Genomic DNA, 15,706 nt, shown 5'->3' with positions numbered 1-15,706 from the left:
GCGGTCCTCTGGCATCACGCCCTCCACCCGACAGCGATGACCCCGAGCGCGACAGTCCCCGCGGCCCCGACCACGACGGCCAGCACGAGCAGCGGTAGCGCGCCCGGGAGGGCCGCGTGGTCGCCCTGCACGTGCAGACGGCGATCGATCTCGCGATAGCGGCGCTGCGCCATCGACCACAGCCACACCGAGAAGAGCACTCCCGTTACACCGCAGAGCGCCCACGCCGCGTCGCCGAGAACGGCTGGCAGGAGGCGCATCGACACCAGCGAGCCGACTCCGACGGCGAGCGCGGTGCGACGCCACGCGAGATCGGTGCGCTCAGGCTGAAGTCCGGGGTCGAAGACCGTCATCAGCGCAGCAGGATCGCGAGAGCGAGCAGCACGCCGGCGAGAGTGACCGCGACCCCGAGGAACGCCCCGAGCCACGAACCGGGAAGAGCGTCGCCGCGTCGCAGGGCCCGCTCGGTCGCGGCCCAGTTCAGCCATCCGAAGAGCGGCAGCACGATCCCTGCAGCAACGAGGGTGAGCGATGCGGCGAGCCGGAATCCGGACTGCAGGTCGAGGCCGAGCAGATCGAGGGCCACACCTCCCGCGAGCAGCGCCAGCGCTGTGCGAATCCACGCGAGGAAGGTCCGCTCGTTCGCGAGGGTGAAACGTGCATCGGGCTCGTCGCCCACCGAGTAGACCGAGCGGGGGAAGCGCGTCGACGAACGGATCACCGTGGCACCGTCCCGATCGAGGCGACGAGCGCATCGAGCTCATCGGCGTCCGGGTACGACTCGGCCGTGCCTTGTCGCTGCACCGCGAACGAGGCCCCGACGGTGGCGACACGAGAGGCGGTGACGAGGTCGTCGCCTCTGGCCAGTCGAGCGGCGAGGATGCCGACGAAGGCGTCACCCGCTCCGGTCGTGTCGACCACCCGTTCCACCGCGGGTGAGCCGATCGCCGTCGAGTCGCCGTCCGTCGCCATCACGACGCACCCCTCTCCCCCGAGCGTCGCGATCACGTCGATGCGCAGATGGTCGCGCAGCCGCGCTGCTGCGTCGGTCGCATCCGACGGCTCACCGAGACCGAGGTGCGCTGCCGTGTCGATCGCCTCGGTGGCGTTGACGACGAGCAGCGACGCCGAACGGAGGACCTCTTCACTCACGGGCACGAAGGGTGCGAGGTTCAGCAGGAACGACAACCCGCGTGACTGCGCCACCTCGGCTGCCGCGGCGATCGCCTCGACCGGGATCTCCCCCTGTGCGACGACGAGCGACCCCGACTCCGCGCGATCCAGCGCCGAGCGCACGTCGTCTCCGGAGAGAACGAGGTTCGCCCCACCGGCGACGATGATCAGGTTCTCGCCCGTCTCATCCACCACGACCGCGGCAGTGCCGGTCGCCGTGCCATCGCGCCGAGTGAGGTGGGTCGTCTCGACGCCGCGAGCCTCGAGAGCGTGCAGAACGGATGCTCCGCCGGCGTCGTCCCCGACCGCGCCGATGAACCGGACCAGGCCACCCGCGAGCGCCGACGCGGCCGCCTGATTGGCGCCCTTGCCGCCGAGCGACTCCGTGTAAGCGGTCGCATTCAGCGTCTCGCCTGCGCGAGGGAAGGAGATGACCGAGTAGCAGCGGTCGATGTTGGCGGAACCCACCACGTACACAGGCTTCATCTCACGCACCGCCGATCTGATCGAACAGGACGATGCTAGGCCATCACGCTCGGCCTAGGTCCTTCGCAGCTCGATCTCCGCTCCGCGGCGCGTTGGCGGATGGATGCCATTCCGGGATGCCAGCACTCACTCCGCGTGACGTTTTTGTGCGCTCTCGAACTCGTGGATCGTTGGCCACGCAGAGAGAGTCTCTGCGTGCTTGGAAGGAGTTGGACAATGCGAGAAGCCATCTCATCGACGAGAAGAAGCCGTGTGGGTGCCGCGCTGATCACAATCGCACTTGCGGTTGCTGGCATTGCTGTGAGCGCCGGCGCAGCTCAGGCCGCGCAGCCTGCGGGATGTTCCGTCTACGCAGGCGTGCCATACAAGAGCGGTAGCCAGATCACCGGTTCTGGGTCCGGCACCTGCAGCACGAGCGCGCAGCGCACATGGGTGTACGAGATTCACCGAAGCGAAGGCTGGTGGCACCCGACGGTGAGCACGTTCTCTTGGTCGGGCAATCGTTCCAGCTACTGGGGCTCAACGACCAAGTGTGATGCAGGCTCTGGCTCTGGTACCCGCCAGTACTTCGGTCAGTCCTACTTCTCCGGGTACAGCGCTGTCCTCAGTGGGAACACGGGCGAGCTCTCCATCTGTGATTGATCCTTTGATTCAGAGCATCACCGTTTCCGAGCTCACGGTGTCATACAAGTCAGAGTCGACGCCAGCGCTCGATGGGGTCTCGTTCCAGCTCGACAAGGGAGTCACTTCCCTTGTCGGTCGGAACGGATCCGGAAAATCCACGACACTCAGGGTCCTCGCTGGACTCCATCAGCGTTATCGGGGCAACGTCAAGATCCTCGGAGAGGATCCGCTCCTCAGGCATGGGCGCGCGGTGATCCGTCGACAGACGGGGTACCTGCCGCAGAGTTTCACCTTCACTCCGTCGCTTACGGTGACCGAGTTCATCAGCTACTGTGCGTGGCTCAAAGGCGTCCCCCGTAAAGAGCGAAGAGCAAGCATCGAAGCTGCGATCCATGGCGTGGACCTTTACAAGAACCGCGACACCAAGCTCGGCGCGCTCTCAGGAGGGATGCTTCGCCGCGCAGGCATAGGACAGGCGATCGTGAACGACCCATCAATCCTGATCCTGGATGAACCCGCCTCCGGCCTCGACCCCGAACAACGAATCATGCTTCGGCGGCTCGTCGACGACCTCGGACGCGACCGCACCGTCTTGACGAGCACACATCTCATCGACGAAGCCGCTTTGCATTCCGATCAGATTCTGATGGTCATCGAGGGCAGGGTCGCCTTTCACGGCACCCCCGCGGCGCTCTCTTCTCTCGACGTCGCTCAGGCTCCCGGAAATACGCCGATTGAGCGCGCCTATACAGGGCTCCACCTCGCAACTCACATAGGCGACGTATCGGCGATCCGATGAGCCCTTACTCGTTGCACATTCGCCACTCCATCTTTCTCGTGGCGGCGCCTGCGCTCGCGCTGGCGGGCGCCTTGATCGCCTGGAATGCTTCGTATCCTTCCGTCTCGTCCGCAGCGAACATTGCGAACGTCGCCGCATCGACGAGTGCGGTTCTCGCTCCGGTGATCGCCGGATTCGCCGCGTGGGATGGACTTCGCGAGTTCCGGCACGGCGGAGCGCCAGTTCTCGACACTGCAACCCAACCGGCTGCGAGAATCCTCCTCCTGCAGTTTGCCGCTGGTGTGTCGTACGCAGCAGCTGTATACATCGCGATCGTTGTGGTCCTGCATGGCCGAGGGCTGCTGTTCACTCTTGCAGATCAACCTCTCTGGGCGAACCTTGGGGTTTCGTTCGCGACCCTCTGTCTGGCGGCCGGCTGGGGGTATGTCACCGCGGGGGCATTGCGGCGTTGGGGTGCCGTTCTGGTGGCGGCTGGCCTGCCTGCGGCGCTTTACGGCTACGCGTTGCTCGGCCAAGGCACGGGTCTCGCGCGAAGTTTGCTTCCGTTCGGGAACCGCGCGGGCGGTGATTTCCTCAAGTCGAACCCTCCGTTCTTCCTGGGCCAGCTTCTGTTCATCTGTGGCCTTCTCGGGTTGCTGATAGGCGTAACCGCCATCTTCTCCTCCCAGGACCGCTGGTGGGGCATGACGATCGCGGCACTGGCGTTGGGAGCCTGTGCGACCGGAGCAGCGATCGTCGATGGCCAGGACGAGCGGTGGGGAGTGCCCGTCCTGGATGCTGCGAGCCGCACGTCACGGATCGCATCCGAAGACGGAAGCCTCGCCCTGTCGGTTCTGCCGACATACCTGCCCGTAAAGGACGACCTTCTGAAGCGTTGGGAGCGTGTTCAGAGCATTATGCGCAACACCCCTGCTGCCTTCACCGAACTCGAACAGACCACCGACTCACACCCCGCGCCGACAGAGGAGGTCCGTGCGCTCCGCACCATCTACCTCAACCCCGCGAGTCATTCCATCGCGGTTCATTCCGTGCTGGAGTCCCTGGTCGACCTGCATACCTCGAGTTGTGAGACATCGATGACGTTCGAGACATCTCTCGTCGACATCTGGCTCGCTGGACCCGGCGCCGAAGCCAATGCGCAGCTGATGAGCGAGCACCTGGAGGCTCTGGCTGAGCTCCGCGCGCTCGACGACGATGCGTCGCGAGCATGGATGTCAGCGAACTTCGACGCATACGCGAACTGCACCGTTGATCTGTCAGACTTTCCGTGACCCCCGATGCATATCTACTTCAAGACGCGTCACACGGTGCTGGTCATTCTGGCATCGATGGTGATTGAATCGCTTGTCCTCGTACTGGGCTCGAAACCACTCGTGATCTACCACGATTCAGGCATCGTGACCTTCGCACCCGCGACGCCGTTGCAGATCTTGGTCGTGGGAATCCTGACCCTTGGTCTCAGCGGCAGGTCCGAGCAGTTCGAGTTCCCCGGGGTGCGGCCGCTTAGGCTCCTTCGGTTCTTCAATGCGAGCGTCCTGGTCATCGTCGGCACGCTCGGGGCTTGCCTTGTCTCCTTGCTCGGCCCGGCGGGCGCCCCGGAGAGTCTCACCGCCGGGACACTGGCACCGATGCGAGCATTCATGGGTCTCTTCGGTGTGGCGCTCATCGTGGTGGCCTTCACCGACATGCGACTCGGCGCGATATGTGCGCTTCCCGTTGTCGTTGTTCCGATCGCGTTCGATATGGGGCAATTCCCCGGAGGGCAGGTGGTCGGTTTTGTGCTGGCGGAAGGGCGGAGCCCGCCAGCCTGGATCTCCGCGTTCGCGATGCTGTCCGTCGGTCTGATCGCATTCTCAGTTCTCTACTCGGAACGTAACTCTCCGTCTTCGGTTCGCCGCTCGATAAGCGACACTCGATCCCGGCGGCGAAAGCAGGCTTCCTGGTGACAGTGGCTCGCTCGTACCTCCTCGATCTCGGCTCCGCAGCGCGTTGGCGGATCGGTGGCGGGCGACTGACGGCAGGATGGCGGGTGGATGGCGTGGTGCGCCGTTCACCCCGGCGGAAACGATGGAGACATGAACAACACACGAATCCCCGAGCTCCGACGCGATCAGGGATGGACGCAGGAGAAGCTGTCCTTCGAGAGCGGTGTCGGGCTCCGCACAGTGCAACGACTCGAGGCCGGACAGGACGCCAGCCTCGAATCGCTCGCGCTCATCGCCAACGCGCTCAGCGTGAGCGTCACCGACCTCTTCCAACCCTCCGATGAGATGGACGAGACCGATCGTCTCGAGTCGCTCGATCGGCGCATCGAAGAGCAGCAGGCCGCCCGCAACCGCACGCTTCGCGCGTGGCGGATGCTCTACATCGGCGTCGGGATCGCCGTGACGATCCTGAGCTTCCCTCTGGGCGGCGCGGCCGCGGCCATCATCATCGCCTACTGGTCGGGCGGACTCATCGCGATCATCGCTCTCCAGCGCATCGTGCTGGAGCCCCGGCTCGACGAGAAATATCCGCTCTCCCGTCAGCCCAATCGCTCTCAGAAGAAACGCGGAGCGCCGGTCCTGACGGAGAAGTGACCGAATCGCCGGGTCCTGGCGGTTGCTCGCGGCATCCAACCGCGGCGATCTAGGGTGAACGGATGCACTCCCCTTCGTCACGTGAGACGGGAGCAGCCGCTCGACGCTGGCGTCTGCTGGCGAGCGCCGGTCTGGTGATCGCAGCCGGCCTCCTCACGCATCTCGTGGGATCGGGACCGATCGCCGACCGAGCCGGTGATGCCCTGTACGCCGTCATGGTCTATCTCGTCATCGCCGTCGCCTTCCCGCGCGCGAGCGTCGTGATCGTCGGCGTGATTGCACTGGCACTCTGCGCGGCGATCGAGGTCTTCCAACTGACCGGCCTGCCGGCGCTGTGGGCGCAGGGCTTCTGGCCGGTGCGACTCGTGCTCGGGGTCGGCTTCGATCCGGGCGACCTGGTCGCCTACGCGCTGGGGGGCGGTGCCGCCGCCGCGGCGGACTTCGTCATCGGTCGTAGGCGCACACCGCGATAGACGGGCGCGCTTCCGCGAGTGAGCCTGCGGCTGCGTGCCGAAGAACGACGAAGGCCCGGTCTCACAGAAGTGAACCGGGCCTTCGTCGTAAAGAAGTCAGACGAGAATCATCACGATCCTCTGTCTCTGTGCGCGAGGGGGGACTCGAACCCCCACGTCCTTGCGAACACTGGCACCTGAAGCCAGCGCGTCTACCATTCCGCCACTCGCGCGAGTGTCTCATTCCGAAGAAGTCAACTTTGCGAGGATATCACGCGTTCCGCCCCGCGATGAAACCGGTGCCGCACCGCGCCGGGCGGAGAACTCCTTGTAGGGCGGAGGATGCGGCGCGAAGCCTCCGCCCGTCAGGGAGATCTCCGCCCACAAGACGCCCACAGTCCCGCGCAACGGACCCTCCGAACCCGCCAAGACACCCGGAATCACGCCTCTCGACGGCGTACACCCAGGACACCTGGCTACGATGTCCCTACCGGTCGGCATGCCAGAGGAGCCCAGTGGGACTACTTGACAGCTTTGAGAAGGGTCTCGAACGCGCTGTGAACAGCGCCTTCGCCAAGACCTTTCGCAGCGGCATCCAGCCCGTTGAGATCGCCTCCGCGCTGCGCCGCGAGGCCGACACCAACGCGGCTGTGGTGAGCCGCGACCGCATCATCGCGCCCAACAACTACGTCGTGCGGCTCAGCACCGACGACGCCGGGCGCATGCGAGGCCTGGGTGGAGCCCTGACCGACGAACTGCACGCTTTACTCACGAAGCACGGCAAGGCTCAGGGCTACAGCTTCGCCGGGCCGCTGTCGATCTCTCTCGAGGCCGACGACAAGATCGCCACCGGAACCGTGAACGTGACCTCGGGCACCGTCGAGGGACGCGTCAACTGGCAGGCCGTGATCGACGTCGACGGTCGCCGCCACTCGATCACCCGTGCCCGCACCGTGATCGGCCGCGGATCCGACGCGGACATCACCATCTCGGATGCCGGTTCGAGCCGCAAGCACGTCGAGGTGCTGTGGGACGGCGAGCGCGCCATGATGCGCGACCTCGGCTCCACGAACGGCACCAAGGTCGACGGCCAGAAGGTGCGCGAAGCATCCCTGACCACCGACACGACCATCACGATCGGCCGCACCGACCTCGTCTTCCGCGTCGTCCCGGTCGCCACTCCGTCCCGTCCGCCGCGTCCGCGCGACGACGACGCGACCCGCGCGTTCGGAGCGATCTCGTGACCACGCCCAGCGAGCTCGTCCTGCTCCTGCTGCGCATCGGGTTCCTCCTGCTGCTCTGGTTCTTCGTCTTCGGCGTCGTCTACTCGCTGCGCGCCGACCTGTTCGGCATGAAGGTGCGCAAGCTCCCCGCCGACGGTGACGCCGCCGCGGTTCCCGCGCCGTCCACTCCCCCGGCGCCCGCGCGACCCGCGGCCGCGAAGCCCGCATCGTCGAAGCCGGCGACCACCGGTCCCGCGACGGTCGCCACCGCGAAGCGCCTCGTGATCACATCGGGCCCGAAGGCCGGACTCGAGCTGGCGCTCGGCTCCGAGACCCTGACCATCGGACGATCGAGCGAATCCGCTCTCGTCATCCGCGACGACTACACGTCCAGCCACCACGCGCGACTCCTGCTGCGGGGCGACAGCTGGGCGATCCAGGATCTCGACTCGACCAACGGCACGTTCGTCGCCGGGCAGAGGGTGAGCGGCAACCCCGTCTCGCTCTCGCTCGGCACTCCCATCAAGGTGGGCGCCACGACCTTCGAGCTGCGAGCCTGACCCCGGCATGGTCTTCGAAGGCTCGAGCGTCGCGATCTCCCACACCGGGAAGGTCCGCTCCAACAATCAGGACTCCGGGTACTCCGGGGCGAACCTGTTCGTCGTCGCCGACGGCATGGGCGGCCACGCCGGAGGAGACGTCGCCTCGAGCATCGCCATCCACCGGATGCAGCCACTCGATCAGCCGTACACGTCGGTCGACGACGCGCAGGCGTCTCTGCAGGCGGCGGCCACCACCGCCGCCGGCGACCTGATCCGCGCCGCGAAGGACCGCCCGGAGCTCGCGGGCCTCGGCACCACGCTCAGCGCGATCATCATGGTCGACGACTACGCCGTCATCGGCCACATCGGCGACTCGCGCATCTATCTGTACCGCGACGACGCGGTCACGCAGATCACGGCCGACCACACCTTCGTGCAGCGCCTGGTCGACTCCGGTCGCATCACGCCGGAAGAGGCGCGCTACCACCCGCGCCGTTCGGTTCTCATGCGGGTGCTCAGCGACATGGACGCCGATCCCGAGCTCGACATGTTCGTGATGCACACCCAGCCGGGCGACCGGTGGCTGCTGTGCTCCGACGGGCTCTCGGGCGTCGTCGACGAGGCGCACATCCTCAAGGCGATGCGACTCGGCATGGCCCCCGGCCGCACGGCGGACAACCTGCTCAAGCAGGCTCTCGACGGCGGAGCCCCCGACAACGTCACGATCGTGCTCGTCGACGTCGGCGGACAGCATGCGATGCACTCGGGCACAGCGACGATCGTCGGCTCGGCCTCGAACCCCGAGAACATCACGGTGCCGCCGGTGCGCGCCCCGCGCAGCAGCTGGCTGCATCCGGTGCGCCAGGCCGCCAACGAGCCCAGCCACTTCGAGCCCGCGCCCGAGTACCTCGAGGAGCTCATCGAAGAGGATCGTCGGCGTGCGCGCCGGCGGCGGCTCGGCTGGTTCGCCGGGATGCTCGTCGTGCTCGCCGCTCTCGCGTTCGCGGCCTTCGCCGCATACAGCTGGACCCAGACGCGCTACTTCGTGGGCGCCGACGAGGACAGCGTCGTGATCTATCAGGGCGTGCAGCAGAACATCGGGCCGATCGTCCTCTCGACGCCGCTGCAGGACACCGACATCCTGCTCGCCGATCTGCCGCCGTACCAGCGCGACTCCGTGGAGCGCACGATCACCGCCCGCTCGCTCTCCGACGCCGAGGCGATCGTCGCGCGACTGCAGGCCGGCGCCGACCGGGTCATCAACTCGACTCCGCTGCCGACACCGGTCCCGACCCCGAGTCCCGAGCCGACGGACGGAGCCGGATGAGCACCGACGTCTCGGCCGACACCAGCGTCATCAAGGCCCTCAAGAAGATGCGGATGCCGCAGACGCAGCGCAACCGCGAGTTCTGGTTGCTGCTCTTCGCCGTCGCGATCAGCGGAGCCTCGCTCACTCTCGTGCAGCTGGGCGCCCTGGGTCTCATCGACCCGATGATCCTCGCGATCGGCGGCGGTCTCGCGGTGCTCGCATTCGCCCTGCACTTCGTGCTGCGCGCCGTCGCCTCCGCGGCCGACCCGTTCATCCTCCCCATCGCGACCCTGCTGACCGGTCTCGGCATCGCGATGATCTACCGCATCGACATCGCGGAGTCGCTCACCGGTTGGAACGCCTACTCGACCAAGCAGCTCGCCTGGACCGCGATCTCCCTCGCCGGAGCGATCACAGTCGTGATCCTGCTGCGCAACTACCGCGTCCTGTTCCGGTACACCTACGTCTTCGGCCTCTCCGGCATCCTGCTGCTGCTGCTCCCCTTCGTGCCGGGGCTGCGCATCCCCGACGCCAACGCGCAGGTCTGGGTCTCGCTCGGGGGCATGTTCGCCTTCCAGCCCGGTGAGCTCGCGAAGATCTGCCTCGCGATCTTCTTCGCGGGCTACCTGGTGCGCACGCGCGAGAGCCTGACCTCGGTGGGCACACGATTCCTCGGCATCACGTGGCCGCGCATGCGCGAGCTCGGTCCCGTGCTCGTGGTCTGGGCCATCTCGCTCGGCATCATCGTGATCCAGCGCGACCTCGGCACCGGAACCCTCATCTTCGGCATGTTCGTCGCGATGCTCTACGTCGCGACGGGCAAGACCAGCTGGGTGCTCATCGGCCTCGCGCTCGTCGCCGCCGGCGTCGCGGTCGCGACCCAGATCCTCAGCTACGTGCGGGGACGCTTCATCAACTGGCTCTTCCTGTTCGATCCCTCCCAGGTCGACCCCGAAGCTGCCGGATTCCAGCCCATGCAGGGCCTGTTCGGTCTCGCACACGGCGGCCTGCTCGGCACCGGCTGGGGCCAGGGTCGCCCGAACGTCACTCCGCTCGCGCACAGCGACTACATCATCACGAGCCTCGGCGAGGAGATCGGCCTGATCGGCCTCTTCGCCATCCTGTGCCTCTACATGGTGTTCATCAGCCGCGGCATCCGCGTCGGACTCGCGGGGCAGGACGACTTCGGCAAGCTGCTGGCCACCGGACTCTCGTTCACGATCGCGCTGCAGGTGTTCATCATGGTCGGCGGGGTGACCCGGGTGATCCCGCTGACGGGCCTCACCACGCCGTTCCTCGCCGCCGGCGGTTCGTCGCTGGTCGCCAACTGGCTGATCGTCGCGATCCTGCTGCGCATCTCCGACGGCGTCCGCAGCCAACCCAGGACGGTGATCGGCTGACATGACCAACTCTTCGACTCGTCGCTCCGCTCCTCGCTCAGTGACCGGCCGGCACTCCGCCCCGGGGGGCGTCGCATGACCAAAGAGCTCCGCCGCCTCAGCATCGTGATGCTGTTCATGTTCCTGTCGCTGTTCGTCGCGACCAGCTGGATCCAGGTCGTCGAGGCCGACAACCTCGCCCAGGACAGCAACAACCGCCGCACCCTGCTCGACAGCTACGAGATCCAGCGCGGGTCGATCATCGTCGACGACGTCGCGATCGCCTCGTCCGTGCCCTCGAACGACCGGTACCAGTTCCAGCGCGTCTACACCGATGCCGCGATGTGGGAGCCGGTGACCGGATATTTCAACCCGGCGCTGCAGTCGGCGACCGGCATCGAACGCGCCCTCAACGCCGACCTCTCGGGCACCGGATCGAGCGCCTTCTTCTCGGACATCGAGCGGATCCTGTCGGGCCAGCCGCAGACCGGCTTCGGTGTCGAGCTCACGCTGGACACCGCCGCACAGCGCGCCGCGTACGACGCCCTGCAGGGCCTGAACGGCGCGGTCGTCGCGATCGAGCCCGACACGGGGCGCATCCTCGCGATGGTCTCGACTCCGGGATTCGACACGAACGCCCTCGCCACGCACGATGCGGATGCCGCGAACGCGACCTACGACCAGCTCGTCGACGACCCGCTGAAGCCGCTCTCGAACCGCGCGATCGCGGGTGACCTCAATCCCCCGGGATCGACGTTCAAGCTCGTGGTGGCCGCTGCGGCCTATGCGAGCGGCGACTTCACGCCGGATTCGACCCTGCCGAACCCCGCTCGCTACCAGCTGCCGCAGTCGAACAACACGGTCGCGAACGCCTGGGGCGGAACGTGCGGCCCCGGCGAGACCGTGACCATCGCCGAGGCGATCCGGTTGAGCTGCAACATCCCGATGGCCGAGCTCGCGGTGCAGCTGGGCGACGACAAGATCCGCGAGATGGCCGAGAAGTTCGGGTGGAACCAGAGCTTCTCCACCCCGCTGGAGTCCACGCCCTCGAGCTACCCTTCCGGGCTCAACGACCCCCAGACGGCACTCACCGGCTTCGGTCAGGGACAGGTCACCGCGACGCCGCTGCAGATCGCGATGGTGGCGGCCGGCATCGCCAACGACGGCGTGGTCATGAACCCGCGTCTCGTCGACACGGTGATCGGCAACGACCTCTCGGTCGTGCGGTCGTATGAGAACAAGGAGTACGGTCGGGCGCTCGACGAGACCGTCGCCGACGAGGTCACGTCGTCGATGGTGGCGAGCGTCTCAACGGGCGCGGCGCAGGGTGCAAGAATAGACGGGGTCGATGTGGCCGGGAAGACCGGGACGACAGAGAACGGCGACAAGCCGTACACACTGTGGTTCTCGGGATTCGCGCCGGCAGAAGACCCGGCGGTCGCAGTAGCGGTCCTCGTCGAAGACGGCGGCGGACAGGGGCAATCAGGATCCGGCGACACCATCGCCGCTCCGATTGCGAAGAAGGTCATAGAGGCGGTGCTGGGCAGATGAGACCGACGCAGGGTGTGTCGTTCGGTGGTCGCTACGAGCTGCAGTCGCGTATTGCGATCGGCGGCATGGGCGAGGTGTGGGAGGCGACGGATCACGTCATCGGACGTACCGTCGCGATCAAGATCCTCAAGGACGAGTACATGGGGGACCCCGGGTTCCTCGAGCGGTTCCGCGCTGAGGCGCGCCACGCCGCGCTCGTCAACCACGAGGGCATCGCCAGCGTCTTCGACTACGGCGAGGAGAACGGCAGCGCCTTCCTCGTCATGGAGCTCGTGCCCGGTGAGGCGCTCTCGACGATCATCGAACGCGACGGCTCGCTGAGCGCCGACAAGACGCTCGACATCGTCGCGCAGACCGCGTCAGCACTGCAGGCCGCCCACGCGGCGGGGCTCGTGCACCGTGACATCAAGCCGGGGAACCTGCTGATCACGCCCGACGGACGCGTCAAGATCACCGACTTCGGCATCGCCCGCATCGCCGACCAGGTGCCGCTGACGGCAACCGGTCAGGTGATGGGAACCGTGCAGTACCTGTCGCCGGAGCAGGCCTCGGGCCACCCGGCCTCCCCCGCGACCGACACGTACTCGCTCGGGATCGTCGCGTACGAGTGCCTCGCCGGCAAGCGCCCGTTCACGGGTGAGTCGCAGGTGGCCATCGCGATGGCGCAGATCAACGAGCAGCCTCCGCCGCTGCCGCCGACCGTGCCGATCCCCGTGCAGAACCTCGTCATGGCGATGATCGCCAAGAAGCCGTCAGACCGCCCGTCGTCGTCGGCGACCGTGGCGCGAGCCGCGCAGGCCCTGCGCCGCGGCGATCTGAACTCGGCCGCGATCGCAGTGCCCGCGATCGCCACCGGAGGCATCGCGGGTGACGACGACGCGACGCGGATGCTGACCGCCACCGGCGACGACGGCACCACCCGTATCCTCCCCACCACCGCGCAGCTTCCTACCGGGGCGGCCGCGGATGCCGAGGAGGAGCGCGAGAAGAAGAAGCGCAGTCCGTGGACGTGGCCGCTGATCGCACTGATCGTGCTGCTCGCCCTCGTTCTCGGTGGAACCGTGTTCGCCTTCATGAACATGGGCGATCCCGACGCCGACGCGACGACCCCGCCGCCGACGACGCAGTCGCAGACTCCCACTCCCTCTCAGGAGCCGACCCCCACCGCGACGCCGATCAACGTCGACGCACTGGGACTCATCGGTCTCCCCTGCCAGGAGGCCCTGGCAGCCGCGACCGAAGCGGGCCTCGTGCCGCAGTGCCGCGTGGGCACCACTCCGGCTCCGTCCGACGACCTCGTCGACGTCGTGGAGTCGGTCGAGCCGCGCGGACTCCTCGAAGAGGGCGACTCGATCACCCTGACCGCGTATGCCCCCCGCGTGGACATCGGAGCCCCGGCATCCGCTCCGAGCCTCTCGGGAACGCCGGTCGCCGGTGAGCCCGTCACCCTGAACTGGACCGCGTTCTCGTGCCCCTCGGGCGCCGACGCGCTCAGCTCATACGAGGTCACGATCACGAACGCGACCTTCAGCGACGGCAAGACCACGCGGAGCTTCCAGGGCCAGCTGAACGCCCAGATCACTCCGGCCGACGACCCGGCGCTGCAGGTCACGGCCACGTACCGCGCGTTCTGCGGCGACCGCCCCTCGGGCAACTCGCCCCAGATGGCCGAGCAGATCACCGCGGCCGATGATGACGACGCCGCAGCAGGAACGGCAGCCGCGAACGGCGGAACCGGCTCCTCGAACGGTGGCTCCGGCACCGCGACGGCCACGACCGGCTCGAACGGCACGGGCACCGCCACAGCCGACTAACAACGTGGCGTCGTAGTCTGTGAGAGCATTCATCAGGTCGTAACCAGGGGGTCAGTACGTGTCGACAGAGCCACGCGTCATCGCGGGACGCTACCGCGTCGATGAGCTCATCGGGCATGGCGGCATGGCCAAGGTGTACCGCGGTCACGACCTGACCCTGGGCCGCCAGGTCGCCATCAAGATCCTCGACCCCGAGCTCGCACGCGACACGGCCTTCCGCACGCGATTCCGGCTCGAAGCGCAGTCCGCGTCGCGCATGTCACACCCGTCGATCGTGCGGGTGTACGACGCGGGCGACCCGTCGACCGGTTCGGGATCCGGCGCGGACGAGCCGCCCTACATCGTCATGGAGCTCATCAGCGGCACGCTGCTGAAGGACATCATCGCCCGGGGTCCCGTGCCCGTCGAGGACGCCGTGCGCTACGTCGACGGCATCCTCGAGGCGCTCGACTACTCCCACCGCGCCGGTGTGGTGCACCGCGACATCAAGCCCGGCAACGTGATGGTCACCGACAAGGGCCAGGTCAAGGTCATGGACTTCGGCATCGCCCGAGCCGTGTCCGACTCGTCGTCGACCGTCGCCGAGACGACGCAGATCATCGGCACCGCGGCGTACTTCTCTCCCGAGCAGGCCAAGGGCGAGCCGGTCGACGCCCGAGCCGACCTCTACTCCACCGGCGTCGTGCTCTACGAGCTGCTCACGGGTCGACAGCCGTTCCGGGGCGAGTCCCCTGTGGCCGTCGCCTACCAGCACGTCAGCGAGACCCCGGTGCCTCCCACCGAGGTCAACGAAGACGCCCCCGGTGCCCTCGACCCGATCGTGCTCCGCGCTCTCGCGAAGGACCCGTACCAGCGGTACCCGGATGCCGCGCACTTCCGCGCCGCCCTGGATTCCGCCGTGGCCGGCCGCGCGCCGAGCCGCAAGGAGCTCGGCGCCCTGACGACCGAACTGTACGGTCCGAGCCCCCGCCAGGCTCAGGAGACCGCGCGGTCGCTGCGTCAGCTCAGCACCGACAGCACGATGGCGCGCACCCAGTCCGGTCCCCCGGTCGCGTGGATCTGGGCGGGCGTGGCGCTGCTGGCCGTGCTCCTGGCATCCGTCCTGTTCTGGGTGTGGACGATCAGCATGCGCCCGAGCGACGTCCCGACCAGTTCGCGCACGGTCCCCGACCTCGTGAACGTGTCGTCCGAGCGCGCACAGCAGGACCTCGGCGAGCTGGATCTCACGGCGAAGCTCGTGCTCGAGTCGAGCACCGATATCGCCGAGGGCAACGTCACCCGCACCGATCCGACCTCGGGAACCGCGGTGAGCGAAGGCGACTCCGTGACCGTCTACGTCTCGTCGGGCAAGGAGACCGTCGTCGTGCCGACGCTCACGGGGCTGTCGCTGACGGCCGCGAAGGATGCCCTGGCACAGGCCGGCCTGCAGCTGGGTACCGTCATCCCTCGCAACGACGAGGGTCTCGCCGCCGATACCGTCATGGAGGCGAGCGAGGAGCCGGATGCCGAGGTCGCCCCGAACACCGTCGTGAATCTCGTCGTCGCGAGTGGTCGGGTCACCATCAAGAACATGGTCGGCTGGACGATCGAGTCCGCCACCGAAGAGCTCGAGAGCCTGGGCCTCGTCGCCCAGCCCGTCGAGCTGACCGACTGCACCCCGGTCACCCCTCCCACCGTCGCTTCGATGTCCGCCGCCCCGGGAGACGTGCCGATCGGATCGACAGTCGAGCTGCGCTTCTGCGGTGCTGCCGGCGAATGACACGCCACTCCTGACC

General features: G+C 67.3%; 15 protein-coding genes and 1 tRNA gene. 12 read left to right on the top strand and 4 right to left on the bottom strand.

Going from position 1 to position 15,706, the window contains the following annotated elements; all coding sequences use genetic code 11:
• Nucleotides 1-14: 14 nt before the first annotated feature.
• From IXW21_RS11625 to IXW21_RS11615, 3 genes are read right to left on the bottom strand one after another with little or no spacing between them, the layout of a single operon-like run.
• On the bottom strand, nt 15-353 hold the full coding sequence (locus tag IXW21_RS11625) for a DUF202 domain-containing protein (RefSeq protein ID WP_228528449.1): 339 nt from the start codon (nt 351-353) through the stop codon (nt 15-17).
• Nucleotides 353-718, bottom strand: coding sequence for a YidH family protein (locus IXW21_RS11620; protein ID WP_194764503.1), 366 nt, complete (start codon nt 716-718; stop codon nt 353-355). Before IXW21_RS11620 ends, IXW21_RS11625 begins: the two co-directional genes overlap by 1 nt.
• Nucleotides 718-1,644 carry a ribokinase gene (locus IXW21_RS11615; RefSeq protein ID WP_194764414.1) on the bottom strand — a complete coding sequence of 309 codons (927 nt, stop codon included), beginning with the start codon at nt 1,642-1,644 and terminating at the stop codon, nt 718-720. Before IXW21_RS11615 ends, IXW21_RS11620 begins: the two co-directional genes overlap by 1 nt.
• A 694-nt stretch (nt 1,645-2,338) precedes the next feature.
• On the opposite strand from IXW21_RS11615, the gene IXW21_RS11610 reads away from it, so the two are divergent.
• From IXW21_RS11610 to IXW21_RS11590, 5 genes are all read left to right on the top strand, one after another.
• Nucleotides 2,339-3,082 carry an ATP-binding cassette domain-containing protein gene (locus IXW21_RS11610; RefSeq protein ID WP_194764413.1) on the top strand — a complete coding sequence of 248 codons (744 nt, stop codon included), beginning with the start codon at nt 2,339-2,341 and terminating at the stop codon, nt 3,080-3,082.
• On the top strand, nt 3,079-4,353 hold the full coding sequence (locus IXW21_RS11605) for a hypothetical protein (protein ID WP_194764412.1): 1,275 nt from the start codon (nt 3,079-3,081) through the stop codon (nt 4,351-4,353). The genes IXW21_RS11610 and IXW21_RS11605 overlap by 4 nt, the downstream gene beginning before the upstream one ends.
• 6 nt (nt 4,354-4,359) lie before the next feature.
• Nucleotides 4,360-5,028 carry a hypothetical protein gene (locus IXW21_RS11600; protein ID WP_194764411.1) on the top strand — a complete coding sequence of 223 codons (669 nt, stop codon included), beginning with the start codon at nt 4,360-4,362 and terminating at the stop codon, nt 5,026-5,028.
• A 129-nt stretch (nt 5,029-5,157) separates the two neighbouring features.
• Nucleotides 5,158-5,661: a helix-turn-helix domain-containing protein gene (locus tag IXW21_RS11595; RefSeq protein ID WP_194764410.1), complete on the top strand. Its 504-nt coding sequence runs from the start codon at nt 5,158-5,160 to the stop codon at nt 5,659-5,661.
• A gap of 62 nt (nt 5,662-5,723) precedes the next feature.
• Nucleotides 5,724-6,134: a DUF2809 domain-containing protein gene (locus IXW21_RS11590; RefSeq protein ID WP_194764409.1), complete on the top strand. Its 411-nt coding sequence runs from the start codon at nt 5,724-5,726 to the stop codon at nt 6,132-6,134.
• 129 nt (nt 6,135-6,263) lie between these two features.
• Here IXW21_RS11590 and IXW21_RS11585 read toward each other — a convergent pair.
• Nucleotides 6,264-6,346 (bottom strand) — tRNA-Leu (locus IXW21_RS11585).
• 282 nt (nt 6,347-6,628) lie between these two features.
• Here IXW21_RS11585 and IXW21_RS11580 point away from each other — a divergent pair.
• The 7 genes from IXW21_RS11580 to pknB all read left to right on the top strand — a co-directional run bounded on the left by IXW21_RS11580 (nt 6,629) and on the right by pknB (nt 15,690).
• Nucleotides 6,629-7,357 (top strand): FhaA domain-containing protein, encoded by a 729-nt coding sequence (locus IXW21_RS11580; protein WP_194764408.1) that lies wholly within the window; start codon nt 6,629-6,631, stop codon nt 7,355-7,357.
• Nucleotides 7,354-7,896, top strand: coding sequence for an FHA domain-containing protein (locus IXW21_RS11575; RefSeq protein WP_194764407.1), 543 nt, complete (start codon nt 7,354-7,356; stop codon nt 7,894-7,896). Before IXW21_RS11580 ends, IXW21_RS11575 begins: the two co-directional genes overlap by 4 nt.
• Nucleotides 7,897-7,903: 7 nt before the next feature.
• Nucleotides 7,904-9,205: a PP2C family protein-serine/threonine phosphatase gene (locus IXW21_RS11570; protein WP_194764406.1), complete on the top strand. Its 1,302-nt coding sequence runs from the start codon at nt 7,904-7,906 to the stop codon at nt 9,203-9,205.
• Complete coding sequence (locus IXW21_RS11565) at nt 9,202-10,587, top strand: FtsW/RodA/SpoVE family cell cycle protein (protein WP_194764405.1); 1,386 nt, start codon at nt 9,202-9,204, stop codon at nt 10,585-10,587. Before IXW21_RS11570 ends, IXW21_RS11565 begins: the two co-directional genes overlap by 4 nt.
• A gap of 75 nt (nt 10,588-10,662) precedes the next feature.
• The gene (locus IXW21_RS11560) at nt 10,663-12,117 is read left to right on the top strand and encodes a peptidoglycan D,D-transpeptidase FtsI family protein (protein WP_194764404.1); all 1,455 of its coding nucleotides are present in this window, start codon (nt 10,663-10,665) and stop codon (nt 12,115-12,117) included.
• Nucleotides 12,114-13,931 (top strand): serine/threonine-protein kinase, encoded by a 1,818-nt coding sequence (locus IXW21_RS11555; protein WP_194764403.1) that lies wholly within the window; start codon nt 12,114-12,116, stop codon nt 13,929-13,931. Before IXW21_RS11560 ends, IXW21_RS11555 begins: the two co-directional genes overlap by 4 nt.
• A 58-nt stretch (nt 13,932-13,989) precedes the next feature.
• On the top strand, nt 13,990-15,690 hold the full coding sequence (gene pknB / locus IXW21_RS11550; protein ID WP_194764402.1) for a Stk1 family PASTA domain-containing Ser/Thr kinase: 1,701 nt from the start codon (nt 13,990-13,992) through the stop codon (nt 15,688-15,690).
• The last annotated feature ends 16 nt before the right edge of the window (nt 15,691-15,706 follow it).

Origin of the sequence: Microbacterium sp. UFMG61 (genome assembly GCF_015354505.1) — a bacterium.
Classification (GTDB): Bacteria; Actinomycetota; Actinomycetes; order Actinomycetales; family Microbacteriaceae; genus Microbacterium.
Note: the sequence above shows the minus strand (reverse complement) of the source record. Positions and strands in the feature narration are given on the sequence as shown.